General features: G+C 59.7%; 19 protein-coding genes. 6 read left to right on the forward strand and 13 right to left on the reverse strand.

The features are described 5' to 3' along the window. Positions 1 to 378 precede the first annotated feature (378 nt). Complete coding sequence (locus AC1D11_RS00690; RefSeq protein ID WP_477650903.1) at positions 379 to 2,103, forward strand: P-loop ATPase, Sll1717 family; 1,725 nt, start codon at positions 379 to 381, stop codon at positions 2,101 to 2,103. A gap of 324 nt (positions 2,104 to 2,427) precedes the next feature. Here AC1D11_RS00690 and AC1D11_RS00695 read toward each other — a convergent pair whose 3' ends face one another. The 6 genes from AC1D11_RS00695 to AC1D11_RS00720 all read right to left on the reverse strand — a co-directional run bounded on the left by AC1D11_RS00695 (position 2,428) and on the right by AC1D11_RS00720 (position 5,293). After that, positions 2,428 to 2,973, reverse strand: coding sequence for a CcdC protein domain-containing protein (locus AC1D11_RS00695; RefSeq protein ID WP_477650902.1), 546 nt, complete (start codon positions 2,971 to 2,973; stop codon positions 2,428 to 2,430). Between the two features lie 146 nt (positions 2,974 to 3,119). Next, the gene (locus tag AC1D11_RS00700; RefSeq protein WP_477647807.1) at positions 3,120 to 3,560 is read right to left on the reverse strand and encodes an OmpA family protein; all 441 of its coding nucleotides are present in this window, start codon (positions 3,558 to 3,560) and stop codon (positions 3,120 to 3,122) included. Positions 3,561 to 3,585: 25 nt separating this feature from the next. Continuing rightward, positions 3,586 to 3,981, reverse strand: a complete 396-nt coding sequence (locus tag AC1D11_RS00705; RefSeq protein WP_477647806.1) for a type II toxin-antitoxin system PemK/MazF family toxin — start codon at positions 3,979 to 3,981, stop codon at positions 3,586 to 3,588. A gap of 56 nt (positions 3,982 to 4,037) precedes the next feature. After that, positions 4,038 to 4,388 carry a hypothetical protein gene (locus tag AC1D11_RS00710; protein ID WP_477647805.1) on the reverse strand — a complete coding sequence of 117 codons (351 nt, stop codon included), beginning with the start codon at positions 4,386 to 4,388 and terminating at the stop codon, positions 4,038 to 4,040. 75 nt (positions 4,389 to 4,463) lie between these two features. Next, positions 4,464 to 4,967 carry a hypothetical protein gene (locus AC1D11_RS00715; RefSeq protein ID WP_477651415.1) on the reverse strand — a complete coding sequence of 168 codons (504 nt, stop codon included), beginning with the start codon at positions 4,965 to 4,967 and terminating at the stop codon, positions 4,464 to 4,466. Between the two features lie 2 nt (positions 4,968 to 4,969). Then, positions 4,970 to 5,293, reverse strand: coding sequence for a DUF6172 family protein (locus AC1D11_RS00720; RefSeq protein ID WP_477647803.1), 324 nt, complete (start codon positions 5,291 to 5,293; stop codon positions 4,970 to 4,972). 134 nt (positions 5,294 to 5,427) lie between these two features. Here AC1D11_RS00720 and AC1D11_RS00725 point away from each other — a divergent pair, with 134 nt between their 5' ends. Together AC1D11_RS00725 and AC1D11_RS00730 are read left to right on the forward strand one after the other, a co-directional pair. After that, the gene (locus AC1D11_RS00725) at positions 5,428 to 6,021 is read left to right on the forward strand and encodes a hypothetical protein (protein WP_477647802.1); all 594 of its coding nucleotides are present in this window, start codon (positions 5,428 to 5,430) and stop codon (positions 6,019 to 6,021) included. A 90-nt stretch (positions 6,022 to 6,111) separates the two neighbouring features. Beyond that, complete coding sequence (locus tag AC1D11_RS00730) at positions 6,112 to 6,633, forward strand: N-acetyltransferase family protein (protein ID WP_477647801.1); 522 nt, start codon at positions 6,112 to 6,114, stop codon at positions 6,631 to 6,633. Here the strand turns inward: AC1D11_RS00730 and AC1D11_RS00735 are convergent. The 4 genes from AC1D11_RS00735 to AC1D11_RS00750 all read right to left on the reverse strand — a co-directional run bounded on the left by AC1D11_RS00735 (position 6,630) and on the right by AC1D11_RS00750 (position 9,225). After that, entirely contained in the window at positions 6,630 to 7,184 is a 555-nt protein-coding gene (locus tag AC1D11_RS00735; protein ID WP_477647800.1) for a DsbA family protein, read from the reverse strand. The genes AC1D11_RS00730 and AC1D11_RS00735 overlap by 4 nt on opposite strands. Positions 7,185 to 7,357: 173 nt before the next feature. Further along, positions 7,358 to 7,606, reverse strand: a complete 249-nt coding sequence (locus AC1D11_RS00740; protein WP_436154840.1) for a hypothetical protein — start codon at positions 7,604 to 7,606, stop codon at positions 7,358 to 7,360. Then, complete coding sequence (locus AC1D11_RS00745; RefSeq protein ID WP_457278577.1) at positions 7,593 to 7,958, reverse strand: hypothetical protein; 366 nt, start codon at positions 7,956 to 7,958, stop codon at positions 7,593 to 7,595. The genes AC1D11_RS00740 and AC1D11_RS00745 overlap by 14 nt, the downstream gene beginning before the upstream one ends. 355 nt (positions 7,959 to 8,313) lie before the next feature. Continuing rightward, the gene (locus AC1D11_RS00750) at positions 8,314 to 9,225 is read right to left on the reverse strand and encodes a LysR family transcriptional regulator (protein ID WP_477647799.1); all 912 of its coding nucleotides are present in this window, start codon (positions 9,223 to 9,225) and stop codon (positions 8,314 to 8,316) included. A 160-nt stretch (positions 9,226 to 9,385) separates the two neighbouring features. Between AC1D11_RS00750 and AC1D11_RS00755 the strand changes: the two genes are divergently transcribed. The 3 genes from AC1D11_RS00755 to AC1D11_RS00765 all read left to right on the forward strand — a co-directional run bounded on the left by AC1D11_RS00755 (position 9,386) and on the right by AC1D11_RS00765 (position 12,685). Then, positions 9,386 to 10,351: a hydroxymethylglutaryl-CoA lyase gene (locus AC1D11_RS00755; RefSeq protein WP_477650900.1), complete on the forward strand. Its 966-nt coding sequence runs from the start codon at positions 9,386 to 9,388 to the stop codon at positions 10,349 to 10,351. A 23-nt stretch (positions 10,352 to 10,374) separates the two neighbouring features. Then, complete coding sequence (locus tag AC1D11_RS00760; RefSeq protein ID WP_477647797.1) at positions 10,375 to 11,583, forward strand: CaiB/BaiF CoA transferase family protein; 1,209 nt, start codon at positions 10,375 to 10,377, stop codon at positions 11,581 to 11,583. 76 nt (positions 11,584 to 11,659) lie between these two features. After that, a complete protein-coding gene (locus tag AC1D11_RS00765) occupies positions 11,660 to 12,685 on the forward strand; it encodes a Bug family tripartite tricarboxylate transporter substrate binding protein (RefSeq protein ID WP_477647811.1) in 1,026 nt (341 codons plus the stop codon). A gap of 146 nt (positions 12,686 to 12,831) precedes the next feature. Here AC1D11_RS00765 and AC1D11_RS00770 read toward each other — a convergent pair whose 3' ends face one another. From AC1D11_RS00770 to ssuC, 3 genes are all read right to left on the reverse strand, one after another. Beyond that, positions 12,832 to 13,047, reverse strand: a complete 216-nt coding sequence (locus AC1D11_RS00770; protein ID WP_457278582.1) for a TOBE domain-containing protein — start codon at positions 13,045 to 13,047, stop codon at positions 12,832 to 12,834. 63 nt (positions 13,048 to 13,110) lie between these two features. After that, entirely contained in the window at positions 13,111 to 14,019 is a 909-nt protein-coding gene (locus AC1D11_RS00775) for an ATP-binding cassette domain-containing protein (protein ID WP_477647796.1), read from the reverse strand. A gap of 27 nt (positions 14,020 to 14,046) precedes the next feature. After that, the gene (gene ssuC / locus AC1D11_RS00780) at positions 14,047 to 14,943 is read right to left on the reverse strand and encodes an aliphatic sulfonate ABC transporter permease SsuC (protein WP_477647795.1); all 897 of its coding nucleotides are present in this window, start codon (positions 14,941 to 14,943) and stop codon (positions 14,047 to 14,049) included. Positions 14,944 to 14,951: the final 8 nt, after the last annotated feature.

A 14,951-nucleotide genomic window follows, 5' to 3' on the forward strand; every position in this document is an offset into this window, starting at 1 on the left:
GCTAGCGTTAGAGCGCCGGACGGTTAATCCGCAGGTCCTTGGTTCGAGCCCAAGTCGAGGAGCCAATTAGGTTCGGAACTGGACATTCTTGCGGTGCCCATTTCTTCTTGTGCTGCCGCAATGAGCAAATCGACTTCCTTGCCGCTCATCACCTCCGCATTCCATTGCATCGAAGCAAATCTTGCTCACAAAATCTCCCCGATAGTGTTTTGAGAAGCCCCCGTGCGGTCCAGGGGCACGTAAGGCCATGCTGAACGCATGAATCTGCCGTGCCCTCCAATTAGAGGAGACGGGTTTGTAACAAACCATTTACTATCTGTTCTCTTCGCTATCTATAGCCCCCTTGTACATAACGGGGGAACACCGACGGGAGAGAAAATGACCGATTGGAAAAAGCTTGCTGAGCTTCAAGAGCCATTCAATGACGCAGTGAACTATCGTACGCGCCAAGAGAAAGAGTTCTTCAACAAAATCTTCCTTAGAACGGATGATTTGGCCGAGTGCCTCAAGTCCAATATTTACTACCTAATTGGTGAAAAAGGGTCCGGCAAAACTGCTTATGCCGCATATCTCGAAAACAACGATATTGAGAAAGCTCGATGCAAGCTTTCTACTATGACCGAGACGCAATACAAGCGATTCATCTTGCTAAAGCGTGCCGGTAAACTTGACTATAGCGATTACCCAAGTATCTGGAGACCCATGCTCTTAAACATGGTGAGTCAAGCGCTAATCTTGAAATCGAAAGGATTTTTGGAAAGTTTCACAGGCAAGTTTGATGTGATCGAGCAGGAAATAGCCGAATTCAATGCTGCGTCCCTGAACCCAGAAGTTGAAGTCGCATTTGAAATGGTGACAGAAGCGTCGGCAGGTGCAAAGGTTGGATCGGAAAAAATCGCTCAGATTGAAGGAAAAGTTGGTGCAAGAGAAACGAATAAGACCGAGCAGATTAAGCACCACCTTCTCGCAGTAGAAGTTCGACTCAAACAGGCAATCGGAGATCTCAGACTCGGTAAAAATCATGTGCTTTTTATTGACGGCATTGACTATCGACCAGAAGGAATCCGCTACTCCGATTATCTGGCTTGCGTCAAGGGATTAGGAGAGGCGGTTTGGCAACTCAACACTGAGTTTTTTGCCAATATTCGAGATTCCAAAGGACGCATAAAGATCGTCTTGCTTGTACGCCCCGACGTCTTCCATTCGCTAAATTTGTACAACTCCAACTCTCGATTGCATGACAACTCGGTTTTTCTAAGTTGGTCAACTACAGAACAGGGATTGCGGGATAGCAGTCTTTATGCGGCGACCGGCAAATACTTCTCCAGTCAACAGACAGAAGCAACCTCTCCGATTGATGCAGCTGACCACTATCTAACGGGAAACAACGTAGACGACACCTTCAAAAGAATCTTGCGCAGCTCATTCCATAAGCCAAGAGACATTCTGACATTCATCAAGATCTCGCGACGTGTCTCAATTAGCAAGCTTGGTCTCGGTAACGAAACTCGATTTCCGGCCGAAATTACTCGCAACGCAGATGTGACAAAAGAATATGCAGACTACCTTTTGGGGGAAATTCGAAACTACTCTGCGTTCTATATGGAGGCAAGCGATTTCAACCTCTATTTGAAGTTCTTTCAGTATCTCGATGGGGCAGGCGAATTCAACTATGACGCGTTTTCCACCGCATTCAGAAAGTTTAAGAATTGGATTCGTGGCGAACGCGTAAAGGCGGTCGAATATCTGCGAGATCCAGAAGCACTGCTGCAGTTCTTCTATGACGTTAACTTGATTGGATATCGAGAAAATGTAGGAGACAAACTCAACAAGTTCTATCACTTTTCCTTTCGGGAGCGGTCATTGAATAACCTTGCACCAAAGGTAAAGACGACTGGGATACTTATGGTCGGGTACGGTGTTGGAAAAGCGTTAGACATCGGGCTTCAGTCGAGGCAAAACAATTCTGCAATGCCAAGCGCGAGAAAGCGCCTTATGCAATCAGCAAACACGACCCAGCAATTCGCAGACACCGAGGCAACGCCAGCAAAAAAGCCTCGACGAAGAAACCCAAATCGAAACAAAAATAGTCCGCGCTATTGACGCAAGGAATATGACACCACCGCCCCTGCTGGACCAGGGACCCCACATTTCCCATATTGATTGAGCAAAACTCTGGGTGTCGCCTAGCCAAACGCCAGCGTAGATCTGCACGCCAATATAGTCATCGATATTAAAGCCAGTACCGTGACGGCCAACATGAAGGTTCTTTGCACTGAGTGATCAGGCGCGGTCAAATCAGAATCCGTAAAACACCGCAGGCTGACGAAGGTGCTTTTTACTATCCGATTGAAAGCATGCTTGCAAAACTCGTCAGTCGCGCGAAGGTGTTCGAAGCCTGGGGGACCTAATCCGACCAGCAAGAGCTTAAAACCCCTCCCCCAAGGCTTCACGCTCCCTCTTGGCCCGCAGAACACGAAATCGCCAGCGCACAAGACCAATGGCATAGCTGATGTAGTAACCCGCAAGCAGCCCAAAGACAGCAAGCGTGAGCGGACTGCGTGCGAAGTCGCCCATTCCGTGCTGCACCGTCGGCTCTGCGGTGTAGATCTCGAACAGACGATAGGCGATTCGCCCAACGAACAGCAGTGAAAGCGCGATGCCCAGGTGAGCGTTGGGCGTGTAGAACAAGCCTTGGGGTGTGGGCTCGAAGCGCGTCTTGCTCAATCCGAAGACACCGAGCAACGCCCCGAGGCCCAGGCCACCGGCCAGCCACCAAAGCCGTTCGGGATGTTCATGTGCGGCGAAGCCAAGCAACACAAGCAAACCGGGAAAGATGGCCAGAGTGACCCAGGGGCGGATCCTCGACAGGCGCTGGCGCCCGACCATGCGGCGAAAGCGTGCGTAAACGCGCCACGCGATCAATGGAAGGAGCACAAGCAGTGTGATGGTGGAGGGACTTGGCGCTTGCATGGTGTGGGCCTTCAGGTCACGTCTTTGAGTTTCCGAGAACACTTAAGAATAGTTTCATGTGCTGCTGATGGTTTGGTATGGAGAGATCTAAAAGCCGATCAGGTCCAGGACACATCAACTTCACTCAAAATCCTGCTGCAACTTCCTTAGGGAAACTTCCGCAGTGGCCCGCCGCACGCGCCAGGCGGGAAATAAAGAACCTCCAGCTCCACGCGCCGGTTCTTTGCGGCATCTGGCGATCCATAGTGGGGGCCTATCAACTGCCGGCTCTCTACGAAGACTCGTGAGGCAGGAAATCCGGCCTTGACCATCAAGGATTTGACGTAGTCAGCACGAGCGGTTGCAATGCGCTTGATCGACTTCGGGTCGCCTTCCGAGCTATCGGCGAAGCCCATTACGATCGCGTTTTCAACGGGATGGGGAATAGCCTTTTCCACAAGGGCGATCACTATTGCCCGTGATTTTTCGTCCAGAGCCACGGCGCCATTGGCAAAAAAGGCATCGGCTACCAGCGTGGGCTTGCATGCCAATACAGGCATTGATGCGAAGGCAAACAGCAACGCGGCAATCAGTGTTTTTTTCTGCATACGGAGACTGTTGATGGTTGAAAGACTATCGGCTGTGAAAGGAAGCCTGCAAGAAGCGCATCCCGGCAAGAATCTGCTGAACCCGCTCACCCGACAGCGTCCCGATGTGTGCACCCAGACGTGTTTTGTACACGGAAGACACCTGCGACACAACCACCACGCTTTGCTTTTCCAGATTGCCCTCGCCCGGCTCCAGCAGAACATTGCCCGGCTCCGTGGCCCGGTTCAGGTTGGAGGTCAGCGCGCAAACAATGACGGTGCTGATGCGGGAGCGGTTGAACACGTTTTCCTGCACAACGACATGGGGATGCGGGGAGCCTGGGACGGAGCCGCGTGAGGGGTCCGCTTCTATCCAGAACACGTCGCCCTGCTTGATGGTGTCGGGGAATGGGCCTTGCGGGGCTTCTGGGTCTCTGTCCATAAGCCGTAGTTTCTCATCCCGCGCAGTCGAGGCCCGCGCCTATGCTGCCACGCAGCTTAAAGCGCACGCTTGATTTGCTGCACGGTGCTCACAGCTGCCGGCGTAGTCACAAGCATGCAAAGTAGAAGCGGCCCCGCAAGCCCTGCGAACAGGCAAGCGCGCGTCCTCGGGCCGATGAGCAAGCCGATCACACTGGTGAAAGCTGCCAGCACGAGGGTAGAGAACGAAAGCAGCCATACACGGAGAAGGAAATCGCTTCGGGGTGAATGGGTGAAGTTTTTATTGTCCATCCTGATCGGCGTGTCAGGAACGAAGCTCCTTGCGTACCACTCACCCGCGCCCCACCCTGCAAACGCGAGCACCAGCAATGCGAACCCCGCGATCACCCACCATGAACAACGTCTCATACAGGTTCCTGTGGTTTCATGAGAAAACGCATACCCACGAAAAATTCCTCTCGTGGGGCGAGACGCCCCTAGGGACTAGGGACGGGCGTCTTTGGGCGCCTCGGGCTTGGGCACATCCCTCACCCGCACAYAGTATTCACGCAGATGAAGACTCTGCGAGTTGTCTTCGCCGCCTGCATAAATCCACAACATGTCTGGACTTATGAAGTTATAGACAATGATGGTGTCCCTGCCGGTCACTACCGCAACGGTTTTGATTGCAACCGAATCCGAAGCAACGGCCAGGACACGGTACGGATGGGTTTCGCGAAAACCTGTCAGTGGCCTCTTTCGACCTTCCTGCGTTTTCGTCTCCAGATCCGGCAGCTCGGAAGTCATGGCCTCTGCCGTAAAGGTCAGGGTCATATGACCCATCAGCTGCGAAAGGAACAGGGCCGTCTTGCTGTCCAGCTTTGCGCGCTCGTTATTGAAGCGCATGCTGATTTCAGAGTCAGACTTCCACTGGCCGACAAGATTCGGGTCCGCATACGCTGACGCGGCGCATGCGGCCATCAGCAAGAGTGCAAAGAGTCTGCGCATGCTTATTCGACGTCCGCGAAATCGTCGTCACCCTCATTGCGCGCACGGGGCGCCTTGACGCCACCCTTGGCCACCACTTCCACATAGAACTGCGGCGCGCCGTCTTTCACGATCTCGTCAATGGACTTGATGAGGTCTGCCACCGGCACCTCTGAGGCCGTGGCATCACTCGCGCCCGACTTGCAATCAAAGTCCCAAAAATCCACACCTTTGGGCAAGGCTTTGGCGCGTTCGCGTTTGAGGTATTTGCGGATGTCGTGTTTGGCGGCATCGAGCAGGCGGTCGCGGTTTTTGCCTTCGATGTTGAGTTGGTAGGTTTTTTTCATGAGTACTTCTGGTCTAAGGAGCGGCGCATTGCGGCCACGGTGTACTACCGATTATCGGGCCGTGGCCGGGCAGGCCGAAAAACCATAGGCAAAAGCAGCGTCACCGGCAACAATCTGCGCGGCATGGCGTTTGCATGGGTACCCATGCCAGCTTGTTCAACCCCACGTCCCTCACCTGGCAGGGGCACAAGGAGATTCCGATGATCTATGGTTTGACGTACCTGGGTGTGATCCACACCGCCATCAGCCTGGTGGCCGTTGCGGCTGCCGTGATGGCCTTCTTTCGCGACAAGGAAATCATCGCCGCGTCCACACTGGGCAAGGTCTATATCTGGACCACCGTACTCACCTGCCTGACCAGTTTTGGCATCTTTCAGCATGGCGGCTTCGGCAAGCCGCATGCGCTGGGCATCATCACCTTGCTGGTGCTGGGCATTGCCTGGGTAGCAGGCAACACCAAGGTGCTGGGCCGCGCCTCGCCGTATGTTGAGACATTGAGTTATTCGATCACCTTTTTGTTCCACATGATTCCGGCCATCACAGAGACATCGACGCGCCTGCCATTGGGTGCGCCACTGTTGCCCAACGCCGATGCGCCCGAACTCAAGGCCGCCACGGGCGTGCTCTTACTGATCTACGTAATTGGTGCGGCGTTCCAGGTGCGGCGCATACGGGCGCGCCATGCCGCGCAGGCGGGCACCCTGCCCGGCTCCGCAACCGCCGGCTGAAGCCCGGCAAAATACCTGCATGCGCTACGCCCGCTGGGGCTTGAAGACCAGCGAGCGGAGCAACGCCCAACATCCATCCACAAAGTTCACATGCATCCCGTCCTCTGCACCGAAGAGCGTCACGCTTCCCAGATCCTGGCCATCTTCAACGAGGCGATCGTCAACTCGACGGCGCTGTATGACTACAAACCACGCGCACCCGAAAGCATGGTGACCTGGTTTGCCACCAAACGTGCCAACGGCTTTCCGGTGATCGGGATGGAAGACGACAGCGGCAAGCTGCTGGGTTTTGCGAGCTACGGCACCTTCCGCGCGTTTCCGGCGTACAAATACACGGTGGAGCATTCGGTCTATGTGGAGAAAGACAGCCGCGGGCTGGGCCTGGGGCGCAAGCTGTTGGAGGCGATTGTGGCCAAGGCCGAGGAGCAAGGCGTGCACGTTCTGGTCGGCGCGATTGACCTGGACAACGCTGTGAGCATTGCGCTGCACAAGCGCCTGGGCTTTGAGCACAGCGGCACGATCAAACAGGCGGCTTTCAAGTTTGGCCGCTGGCTGGACCTGGCGTTTTTGCAGAAGACCTTAAAGACGCCGCTGCAGCCTGTTGACGGTTAAGTCTGCTGGCTGGTCAACGCCTTGTCGATGGCCTCATGCAAATGCTGCAGCCCAAACGACACATCACAAAACACGCCGTTGACATAAAACGCCGGCGTTGAGCGCACGCCCAGGTGGCGGCCGCTTTGCATGTGCTCCTGCACGCGCTGCAGATAGACGTGGTCGTTCATTTCGTTCTGGTAGCGGGCCATGTCCAGCCCGGCCTGGGCGGCATAGTCGAGCAGGTGCTTGTCCTTGAGGTGATGCTGGTTGGTGAACAGCAGCTCGTACATGGGCCAGAACTTGTGTTGTGCGCCGGCGGCTTCCGCTGCTTCGGCGGCCAGTTCGGCATGGGGGTGCACTTCGCGCAGCGGAAAGTGCCGGAAGACAAAACGCAGCTGGCGCCCGAAGTGCGGCAGCATCACCTTCAGGGCGCCGTAGGCCTGAAAGCAGGACGGGCATTCGAAGTCGCCGTATTCCACGACAGTGACCGGGGCCGACGCCGGACCATGGATATGGTCGATGGCGTCGTCGGGTTCGAGAAACGGGTCGGGTTGGGACGAGGCGGCCATGAGAATCACCTTTTAGCTGTGTGTTCAGACGTTGAAAACGTCTTCAGCACAGTATGCGCCCGGGTGTGCGCAGTGATCAAGGAGCCGTACGGCCCCATCGGCGTCGATGGGTAGCCGTGGATGGCCGTGAATAGCCGGGTAGAGGCCGGCGGTGCCGGCCCCGCGGTTCAGCTTCAGGCCTGGTTGGCGGCGTTTTCGAGGGCTTCGTCGAGTGCCTTGCACGAGGGCGAGCACACGGCCTGGGACTTGCCCAGCACTTTACGGGTGCCCATCAGGGAGCGGGCGCGGTGCTTGCCGCACATGAAACACGACATCGTGGCAGCGCCAAATGACGTGGTGGCAGCAAACGGTGAGCCCGACACCTTGGACTTGTAGCGCAGGCCGTCAGCGAGTACGGCGGTTTTGGCGTCAGCTCTTGCCATGGTTGGGGTCTTCCTTCAGTTGGGGGTTGATGGGTTTCATGGCCTTTTCAATGGCCTCTTTGGCCTTCAGCTCGGCAGCGAGCGAGGCGTCCAGCGCAGACCGGCACAGGCCCGCGTACTGGTAATTGACGTTTTCGTAGAGCTCGGCTGCAGCGGGGTGCGTGTCCAGCAGTGCGCCCAGCGCCATCCCGGGTTCCACATCGCCCAGTTCGTTGACCAGGTGCAGCACCACGGAGCGGTACTGCTCGGCACCCACCGGCACCGCGCTGTGCTCAAGCCGTTCCAGCAGCTCGGCCAGTACGTGGGTGACCGTGAGGTCGGTTTTGTGGGGATGGGGTTGGGTGGCGTTCATGCAGTGAATTTGGGGCTTCCTTCCCCTAAATCAAGCACTTTGCGGACCAGGTAACCGCCCTTCGGCGGTTGCTGGCCCTCTTTCGGGCTAGCCTGGATCAGCCCTGCGCGCTATATTTTTTATAGCTGCTCGCGCTTGTCTGCTGTGGGTTGGAGGCCTATTTTACCTCTAAACGGCAGGCCCGGAAGCTTTCCCCCGGCGTCCAGAGGCCATTTGGCGTGCCTGCAGGTGTTACAAAACGTCTTTTGAACGCCGTTTAAAACATGAAAAATGGCTGTAGGTCAATACTGCCGGGCGCGAGCAGCTCCTGATTTGATAGCGCTAGAAATGCCGCGCTGAGCGTCTGCGGTACTTTTCACCCTCCATCGGGCAACCCTTTTGCCGCCAGATGGGCCACCAGCAGCCTGGCCGCCGCCGACAAACCAGCCTCATCCCGAAAGCAGATGGCAAAGCGCCGCCGGGCCCAGGGGTCAGCGAGCGGCATCACGCGCAGCCCATAGGTGGCGGCATAAGGCTCGGCCACCTCGCGTGGCACCACGCTGATGGCCAGGTTGGCGCGCACCACGCGCAAGGCGGCCTCGAAGTTGGACACGATGACGCGGTGAACTACGACCTTGCCCTTGAGCGCTGCAGCCCGCAAAAGCAGCACCTGCACCGCGCTGTGCGCGGGAAGGCTGACATGCTCGAAGTCGAGCGTCTGCTCAAAGTGCAGGGTTTTCTCGCCTGCCAGCGGGTGCGAGGGGTGAGTCACGATGGCCAGGTGGTCGGTGCGGTAGCTGCGCGACTGCAGGCCGCTCAGGTCGGCGGCGTCCCAGCAAATGCCGACCGAGGCCACACCCTCCTTGATGCCGCGGATCACATCGGGGCTGACGCGTTCTTCCATGTCGACCTGGATGTCGTGATGCGCCGGCTCCTGCAAAAAAGCCGCCACGTCGTCGGCCAGCGACTCGGCCATGACAGAAGCCGTGGCCAGGATGCGCACCTGGCCGCGCACGCCCTGGGCGTAGGCGGCCATGTCGCGCTCGATACGCTCGGCGCTGGCCAGCATGGTGCGTGCGTGCTCCAGCAGGCTTTCGCCGGCGGGCGTGGGTTCGACGCCGCGGCGGCGGCGCACCAGCAGCGGCGTGCCGACGGTGTCTTCGAGCTGGGCCAGCCGCTTGCTGATGGCCGAGCCGACGATGTTGGCCTGCTCAGCCGCGCGGGCAATGCTGCGCGCATCACATACCGCCGCGAACAGCCGCAGCGTGGTCATGTCGAGGTCTCTCATGGGCGGCTCCTGGCAAGAGAGTGGCGGTGAACTGACTGGTTTTGATATTCCCATCCGGAACGCCAGCGCTTCCAGAATTGACCAACCAAACCTTTTGGGAAATTCTAAACTGCAGCTGCGCCCTGAGAATGAATCTGACGAGACGACAACGGAGACCCCAGTGAACCTGCCTTCAAGGCCTGCCCTCCCCCGGCAGGCAACGATTCGTGAAGTCGGCCTGCGTGACGGCCTGCAAAGCATTGCCGCCGTGATGCCGACCGCACACAAGCTGCAATGGATCCAGTCGGCTTACGACGCCGGCCAGCGCGAGATCGAGGTTGGCTCGTTTGTGCCGGCGCGCCTCTTGCCGCAGTTGGCCGACACTGCCGAGCTGGTGGCCTTTGCCAAAACATTGCCTGGCCTGGTCACGTCGGTGCTGGTGCCCAACCTCAAGGGTGCCGAACGCGCCATCGAATCCGGCGCCGACCTGGTGCTGCTGCCGATTTCAGCCAGCCACGCCCACAGCCTGGCCAACCTGCGCAAGACGCCCGACGAGGTGGTCGAAGAAATCGCCCGCATCCGCGAACTGCGTGATGCGTCGGGCTCGCCCATCGTGATCGAAGTCGGCATGAGCACGGCCTTTGGTTGCACGCTGCAGGGCCGGGTCGAGCCGTCCGAGGTGCTGCGGCTGCTGCGCGCCGTGATTGACGCCGGCGCCGACCGCGTAGGCCTGGCAGACACCGTGGGCTATGCCGACCCGGAAATGGTTCGCCTGCTGTTTGAGCAGGCTTTTGAAGTGGCCGGTGAGCGGCTGAACTGCGGCCACTTTCATGACACCCGCGGCTTGGGGCTGGCCAATGTGTATGCCGCGCTGCAAACCGGCGTGACGCGCTTTGACGCCTGCCTGGCGGGCATAGGCGGCTGTCCGCATGCGCCCGGCGCCAGCGGCAACGTGGCCACTGAAGACCTGGCCTATATGCTGGCCAGCATGGGCATCGAAACCGGCATTGACTTTGACAAGCTGATGGCGCTGCGCACCCGGGTGGCGGGCTGGCTTGAAGGCGAAACCCTGCACGGCACGCTGTGGCGTGCGGGCCTGCCCAAAACCATGCGCCTGTCTGCTGCCTCCACCGCTACTGCGGTTTGAATATTTTTCTTCCGGAACACTGCATGCAACCCATCCCCGAATCCACCACCCCACAGCCGCTGGCCGGCCTGCGCGTGGTGGAGTTCACCCACATGGTCATGGGCCCCACCTGCGGCATGGTGCTGGCCGACATGGGCGCCGAAGTCATCAAGGTCGAACCCATCGACGGCGACCGGACCCGCCGCCTGCTGGGTGCCGGCTCGGGCTTCTTTCCGCTGTTCAACCGCAACAAGAAAAGCATCGGCATCGACCTGCACGACCCGGTGGGCGCCGAAGTGGCGCGCAAACTCTGCGCCAGCGCCGACGTGGTGGCCGAAAACTTCAAGCCCGGCACCATGGCCAAGTACGGCCTGGACTACACCGCGCTCAGCGCCGTCAACCCGCGCATTATTTACGTCAGCCACAAGGGTTTTTTGCCCGGACCCTATGACCACCGCACCGCGCTCGACGAGGTGGTGCAGATGATGGGGGGCCTGGCCTACATGACGGGCCGGCCCGGCGACCCGCTGCGCGCCGGCACCAGCGTGAATGACATCATGGGCGGGCTCTTCGGCGCCATCGGCGCGCTGGGCGCGCTGATCCAGCGCGGCATCAGCGGCAAGGGCATGGAAGTGCAGTCAGCGCTGTATGAAAACAATGTCTTCCTGATGGGCCAGCACATGCTGCAGTACGCCATGACAGGCAAACACCCGGCCCCCATGCCCGCGCGCGACAACCCCTGGGCGGTGTACGACGTGTTCACGGTCAGGGACGGTGAACAGATATTCCTGGCGGCCGTGAGCGACGCGCAGTGGCAGATCTTTTGCACCGTGCTGGGCTTTCCCGACCTCAAGGCCGACCCGGCGCTGGCCACCAACAACCAGCGCGTGGCGGTGCGCCCCGCGTTGCTCAAGGATCTGGCGACGCGGCTGGCCCCGCGCAGCGCTACCGAGCTTTCAGCCGTGATGGAAAAAGCCGGCCTGCCGTTTGCCCCTATCCGCAGGCCCGAGGATTTGTTCGACGACGAGCACCTGCTGGCCACCGGCGGCCTGGCCGATGTGCGCCTGCCTGATGGCCCCAAGGCCGGCCAGATGGTAAAAACCACCCTATTTCCCATCACCATGCAGGGCGAGCGCCTGGGGGTTCGCCTGCACCCGCCCACGCTGGGCGAACACACCCGCGAGTTGCTGGCAGGCCTGGGTTACAGCGCGGGTGAAATGGATGACCTGCACCGGCAAGCTGCAGTCAGTTGAGGCAGTGAGTTGACCCTGCCAGCCGATTTGCGCGACTCACGACAATGAAGGAGACAAAATGACCCCCAAGATGAAGATGATCCGCAGTACCGATACCTCAACCTTGAGCAACAAACCCGCAACCCGGCGCCAGGCCCTCTGGGGACTGGGCGCCCTTTTTGCCGGTGGCGCCTTCCTGGCTTCGCCGCGCAGATTGATGGCCCAGCCGACCGACAAGGTGGTGCGCTTCATCCTGCCGGTGGGTGCCGGCTCAGGTGTGGACACCATCGTGCGCGCGGCCAGTGTTGCGCTGGGCAAGGCGCTGGGCAACCCGGTGGTGATTGAAAACCAGCCCGGCGCGGGCGGCATCGTCGGCACATCGGCGCTTGTGAAGGCTGCACCCGACGGCATGACGCTGAGCGTGGTGTCCAACAACCACGTGATCTACCCCAGCGTTTACAAGTCGCTGCCGTTCGACCCGGTGGCCGACATCACGCCCATCACCGTCATTGGCACCACGCCGATGGTGCTGGTGGTGAACCCCGCCAAACTGCCGGCCACCAATGTGAAAGAACTGGTCGCCCTGCTCATGGCCAAACCCGATGCCTACAACTATGCGTCGTCGGGCAACGGCACCATCCTGCACCTGGCCGCGCAGATGTTTCTGGACGAAGCACAGGTCAAGGCCAAACACATTCCCTACAAGGGCGTGGGGCCCATGGTCGCCGACATGATCGGCGGGCAGGTGGACATGGGCGTGCTGGCGCTCCCCGCTGTGCAGGCGCACCTGAAGAGCGGCGCCCTGCGCGCCATCGGTGTGGGCGGCAGCACCCGTTCACCCGCGGCGCCCGACATCCCGACCATTGCGGAACAGGGCCTGCCCAACTACAACATGGAAGGCTGGTTCGCGGTGATTGGCCCTGCGAAGCTGCCGGCGGCCGATGTCAAACGCATCCACGCCGCGGTGGTTGCCGCCTATGCCACGCCCGAGGTGAAGGAAGCCATGCTCAAGCAGGGCAACACCATCAACCCCGGCAGCCCGGAAGCCGCGGCGCAGTACTTTCGCAGCGAGCTGGTGAAGTACGCGCAGCTGGTGAAAAAAGCGGGCGTCGAACTGCAGTAAGGCACACGCAGAGGCGGCTGCCCTGCTGTTCATCACAACGGGACGGCCCTGAATTTGCTATGGTTTTGATAGCTGCTTGCGCCCGTCAATAAAGCCCCAGACAGCAATTCAGGCAGCAATTTGGCAATCAACCCGCGCTGGCAGGCCTACAGCTTGGCGATGGACACTTCGGTCGACTTGACCAGTGCCACCACTTCGCTGCCGACGGCCAGTTCAAGCTGGTCGACCGAGCGCGTGGTGATGACCGAGGTGACGATGCCCCAGGGCGTTTCGACGTCGAGTTCAGACACCACGTCGCCGCGGATGATTTCCTTGATTTTTCCGCGGAACTGGTTGCGGACGTTGATGGCTTGGATGGACATAAAGGTTCTCCTGGAACTCGGGTTAAAAAAACTGGGTTAATAAACAAAAAAATAAAAACAGATTCAGACCGCCCAGCGCACGCCGTGCGCCGGTGCGCCCGGCCATACGGGTTCACTGGGCGAAATCGCCTCGCCGGGCTGCTGCAGCACGCGGTCAAGAATCCTTTTTTCGATCAGGCCGAAGCGTGGGTCGCTGCGCTCGCGCGGCCGGGCAAGGGGCACACGCTCATCCAGCGCAATGCGGCCGTCCTCGATCAGGATCACGCGGTCGGCCAGCGCCACGGCCTCTTGCACGTCGTGCGTGACCAGCAATGCGGTGAAGCCGTTGCGTTGCCACAGCCCTTCAATGAGCTGGTGCATCTCAATGCGCGTGAGTGCGTCCAGCGCGCCCAGCGGCTCATCGAGCAGCAAGAGGCGCGGGTTGTGCACCAGGGCGCGTGCCAGCGACACGCGCTGGCGCTGCCCGCCCGAGAGTTTGGCCGGCCAGTCGGGCTGGCGCTCTGCCAGGCCCACCTGTGCCAGCACATCGGCAGCCGCCGAATGCTTGCCGGGCGCCAGGCCCAGTGCCACGTTGTCGATCACGCGGCGCCACGGCAGCAGGCGCGAGTCCTGGAACATGATCCGGGTGTCTTCGCGCAGGCCGGTCACGTCCTGCCCGTCCAGGCGGATGCTGCCCTGCGTGGCGGCTTCCAGCCCGGCCACAAGCCGCAGCAAGGTGGACTTGCCGCAGCCGCTGCGGCCCACGATGGCGACAAACTCACCGGGCTCGATCACGAGTTCGGTGTGCTGCAACACCTGGCGTTGGCCATAACGTTTGGACAGGCCGCGGATTTCAAGGCGCACGCCACGGTCTTGTGTTGAGGGCGTGGATGACCGTGCTTGCGGCGCCAGCGTGTCAGGCCCGGTGTCGCGCCCGGACTCCACGGCAAGATAGGTTTGAGAAGACTCGAAAGAGACTTGGGGATGAAGCATGGTATTTCCTCTGGCAGTTCAGGCCATTCAAGCCACTGCCGACTGGTAACCCGGGTGCCAACGCAGCCAGTAGCGCTCCAGCCCACGGGCAAAAATATCAGCCAGCTTGCCCAGCAGCGCATACAGCAGGATGCCGACCAGCACCACGTCGGTCTGCAAAAACTCGCGTGCGTTCATCGTCAGGTAGCCGATGCCGGCCTGGGCCGAAATGGTTTCGGCCACGATCAAAATGACCCACATCAAGCCCAACGAAAAGCGTAGACCCACCAGGATGGACGAGAGCGCGCCGGGCAAGATGACCTCGCGGTAAAGCTGCCAGCGCGTGAGGCCATAGGTGCGGCCCATCTCGATCAGGCCCGGGTCTACGTTGCGGATGCCGTGGAAGGTGTTGATGTAGATCGGGAAGAACACCGACACGGCGATCAGGAACAGCTTGGCAGTTTCGTCAATGCCGAACCACAAAATCACCAGCGGTATCAGCGCCAGCGCGGGAATGTTGCGCACCATCTGGATGGTGGAGTCGAGCAGGGTTTCAAAGAACTTCACCGAGCCCGTCAGCAGGCCGAACACCAGCCCCAGCCCGCCGCCAATGGCCAGCCCGGCCAGCGCCCGCCAGGCACTGACTTTCACATGGGTCCACAGCTCGCCCGACACTGACAGCGCCCAGCCGGCCTTGATGACTTCAGACGGCGCCGGCAATACCCGGGTAGAGAGCCAGCCCAGCGATGAAGCGATTTGCCAGAGTGCGATCAGGCCCACCGGCACCACCCAGGGCAACAGCCGCTGGCCAAAATCGCGCAGGATGGCAGCGAACTGAAGGCGTGGCAGCGGTGTGCCAGCGCCCAGCGGTAAAAAGCCAAGGCCGGGGGCATCCACCGTGTCGGGCACCGGTGTCACCTGGACTTCACGAACTTGATTTGTCATGCGAGTGC

This window comes from Polaromonas sp. P1_E11, assembly GCF_056405995.1.

What these genes read in the sequence shown, in the direction of transcription:
- AC1D11_RS00710 (WP_477647805.1), bottom strand. Translation starts at nt 4,388, where the DNA reads ATGAGACGTTGTTCATGGTGGGTGATCGCGGGGTTCGCATTGCTGGTG.
- AC1D11_RS00735 (WP_477647800.1), bottom strand. Translation starts at nt 7,184, where the DNA reads ATGGCCGCCTCGTCCCAACCCGACCCGTTTCTCGAACCCGACGACGCC.
- AC1D11_RS00720 (WP_477647803.1), bottom strand. Translation starts at nt 5,293, where the DNA reads ATGAAAAAAACCTACCAACTCAACATCGAAGGCAAAAACCGCGACCGC.
- AC1D11_RS00725 (WP_477647802.1), top strand. Translation starts at nt 5,428, where the DNA reads ATGGGTACCCATGCCAGCTTGTTCAACCCCACGTCCCTCACCTGGCAG.
- AC1D11_RS00745 (WP_457278577.1), bottom strand. Translation starts at nt 7,958, where the DNA reads ATGAACGCCACCCAACCCCATCCCCACAAAACCGACCTCACGGTCACC.
- AC1D11_RS00760 (WP_477647797.1), top strand. Translation starts at nt 10,375, where the DNA reads ATGCAACCCATCCCCGAATCCACCACCCCACAGCCGCTGGCCGGCCTG.
- AC1D11_RS00750 (WP_477647799.1), bottom strand. Translation starts at nt 9,225, where the DNA reads ATGAGAGACCTCGACATGACCACGCTGCGGCTGTTCGCGGCGGTATGT.
- AC1D11_RS00690 (WP_477650903.1), top strand. Translation starts at nt 379, where the DNA reads ATGACCGATTGGAAAAAGCTTGCTGAGCTTCAAGAGCCATTCAATGAC.
- AC1D11_RS00730 (WP_477647801.1), top strand. Translation starts at nt 6,112, where the DNA reads ATGCATCCCGTCCTCTGCACCGAAGAGCGTCACGCTTCCCAGATCCTG.
- AC1D11_RS00705 (WP_477647806.1), bottom strand. Translation starts at nt 3,981, where the DNA reads ATGGACAGAGACCCAGAAGCCCCGCAAGGCCCATTCCCCGACACCATC.
- AC1D11_RS00695 (WP_477650902.1), bottom strand. Translation starts at nt 2,973, where the DNA reads ATGCAAGCGCCAAGTCCCTCCACCATCACACTGCTTGTGCTCCTTCCA.
- AC1D11_RS00765 (WP_477647811.1), top strand. Translation starts at nt 11,660, where the DNA reads ATGATCCGCAGTACCGATACCTCAACCTTGAGCAACAAACCCGCAACC.
- AC1D11_RS00770 (WP_457278582.1), bottom strand. Translation starts at nt 13,047, where the DNA reads ATGTCCATCCAAGCCATCAACGTCCGCAACCAGTTCCGCGGAAAAATC.
- AC1D11_RS00740 (WP_436154840.1), bottom strand. Translation starts at nt 7,606, where the DNA reads ATGGCAAGAGCTGACGCCAAAACCGCCGTACTCGCTGACGGCCTGCGC.
- AC1D11_RS00775 (WP_477647796.1), bottom strand. Translation starts at nt 14,019, where the DNA reads ATGCTTCATCCCCAAGTCTCTTTCGAGTCTTCTCAAACCTATCTTGCC.
- AC1D11_RS00700 (WP_477647807.1), bottom strand. Translation starts at nt 3,560, where the DNA reads ATGCAGAAAAAAACACTGATTGCCGCGTTGCTGTTTGCCTTCGCATCA.
- ssuC (WP_477647795.1), bottom strand. Translation starts at nt 14,943, where the DNA reads ATGACAAATCAAGTTCGTGAAGTCCAGGTGACACCGGTGCCCGACACG.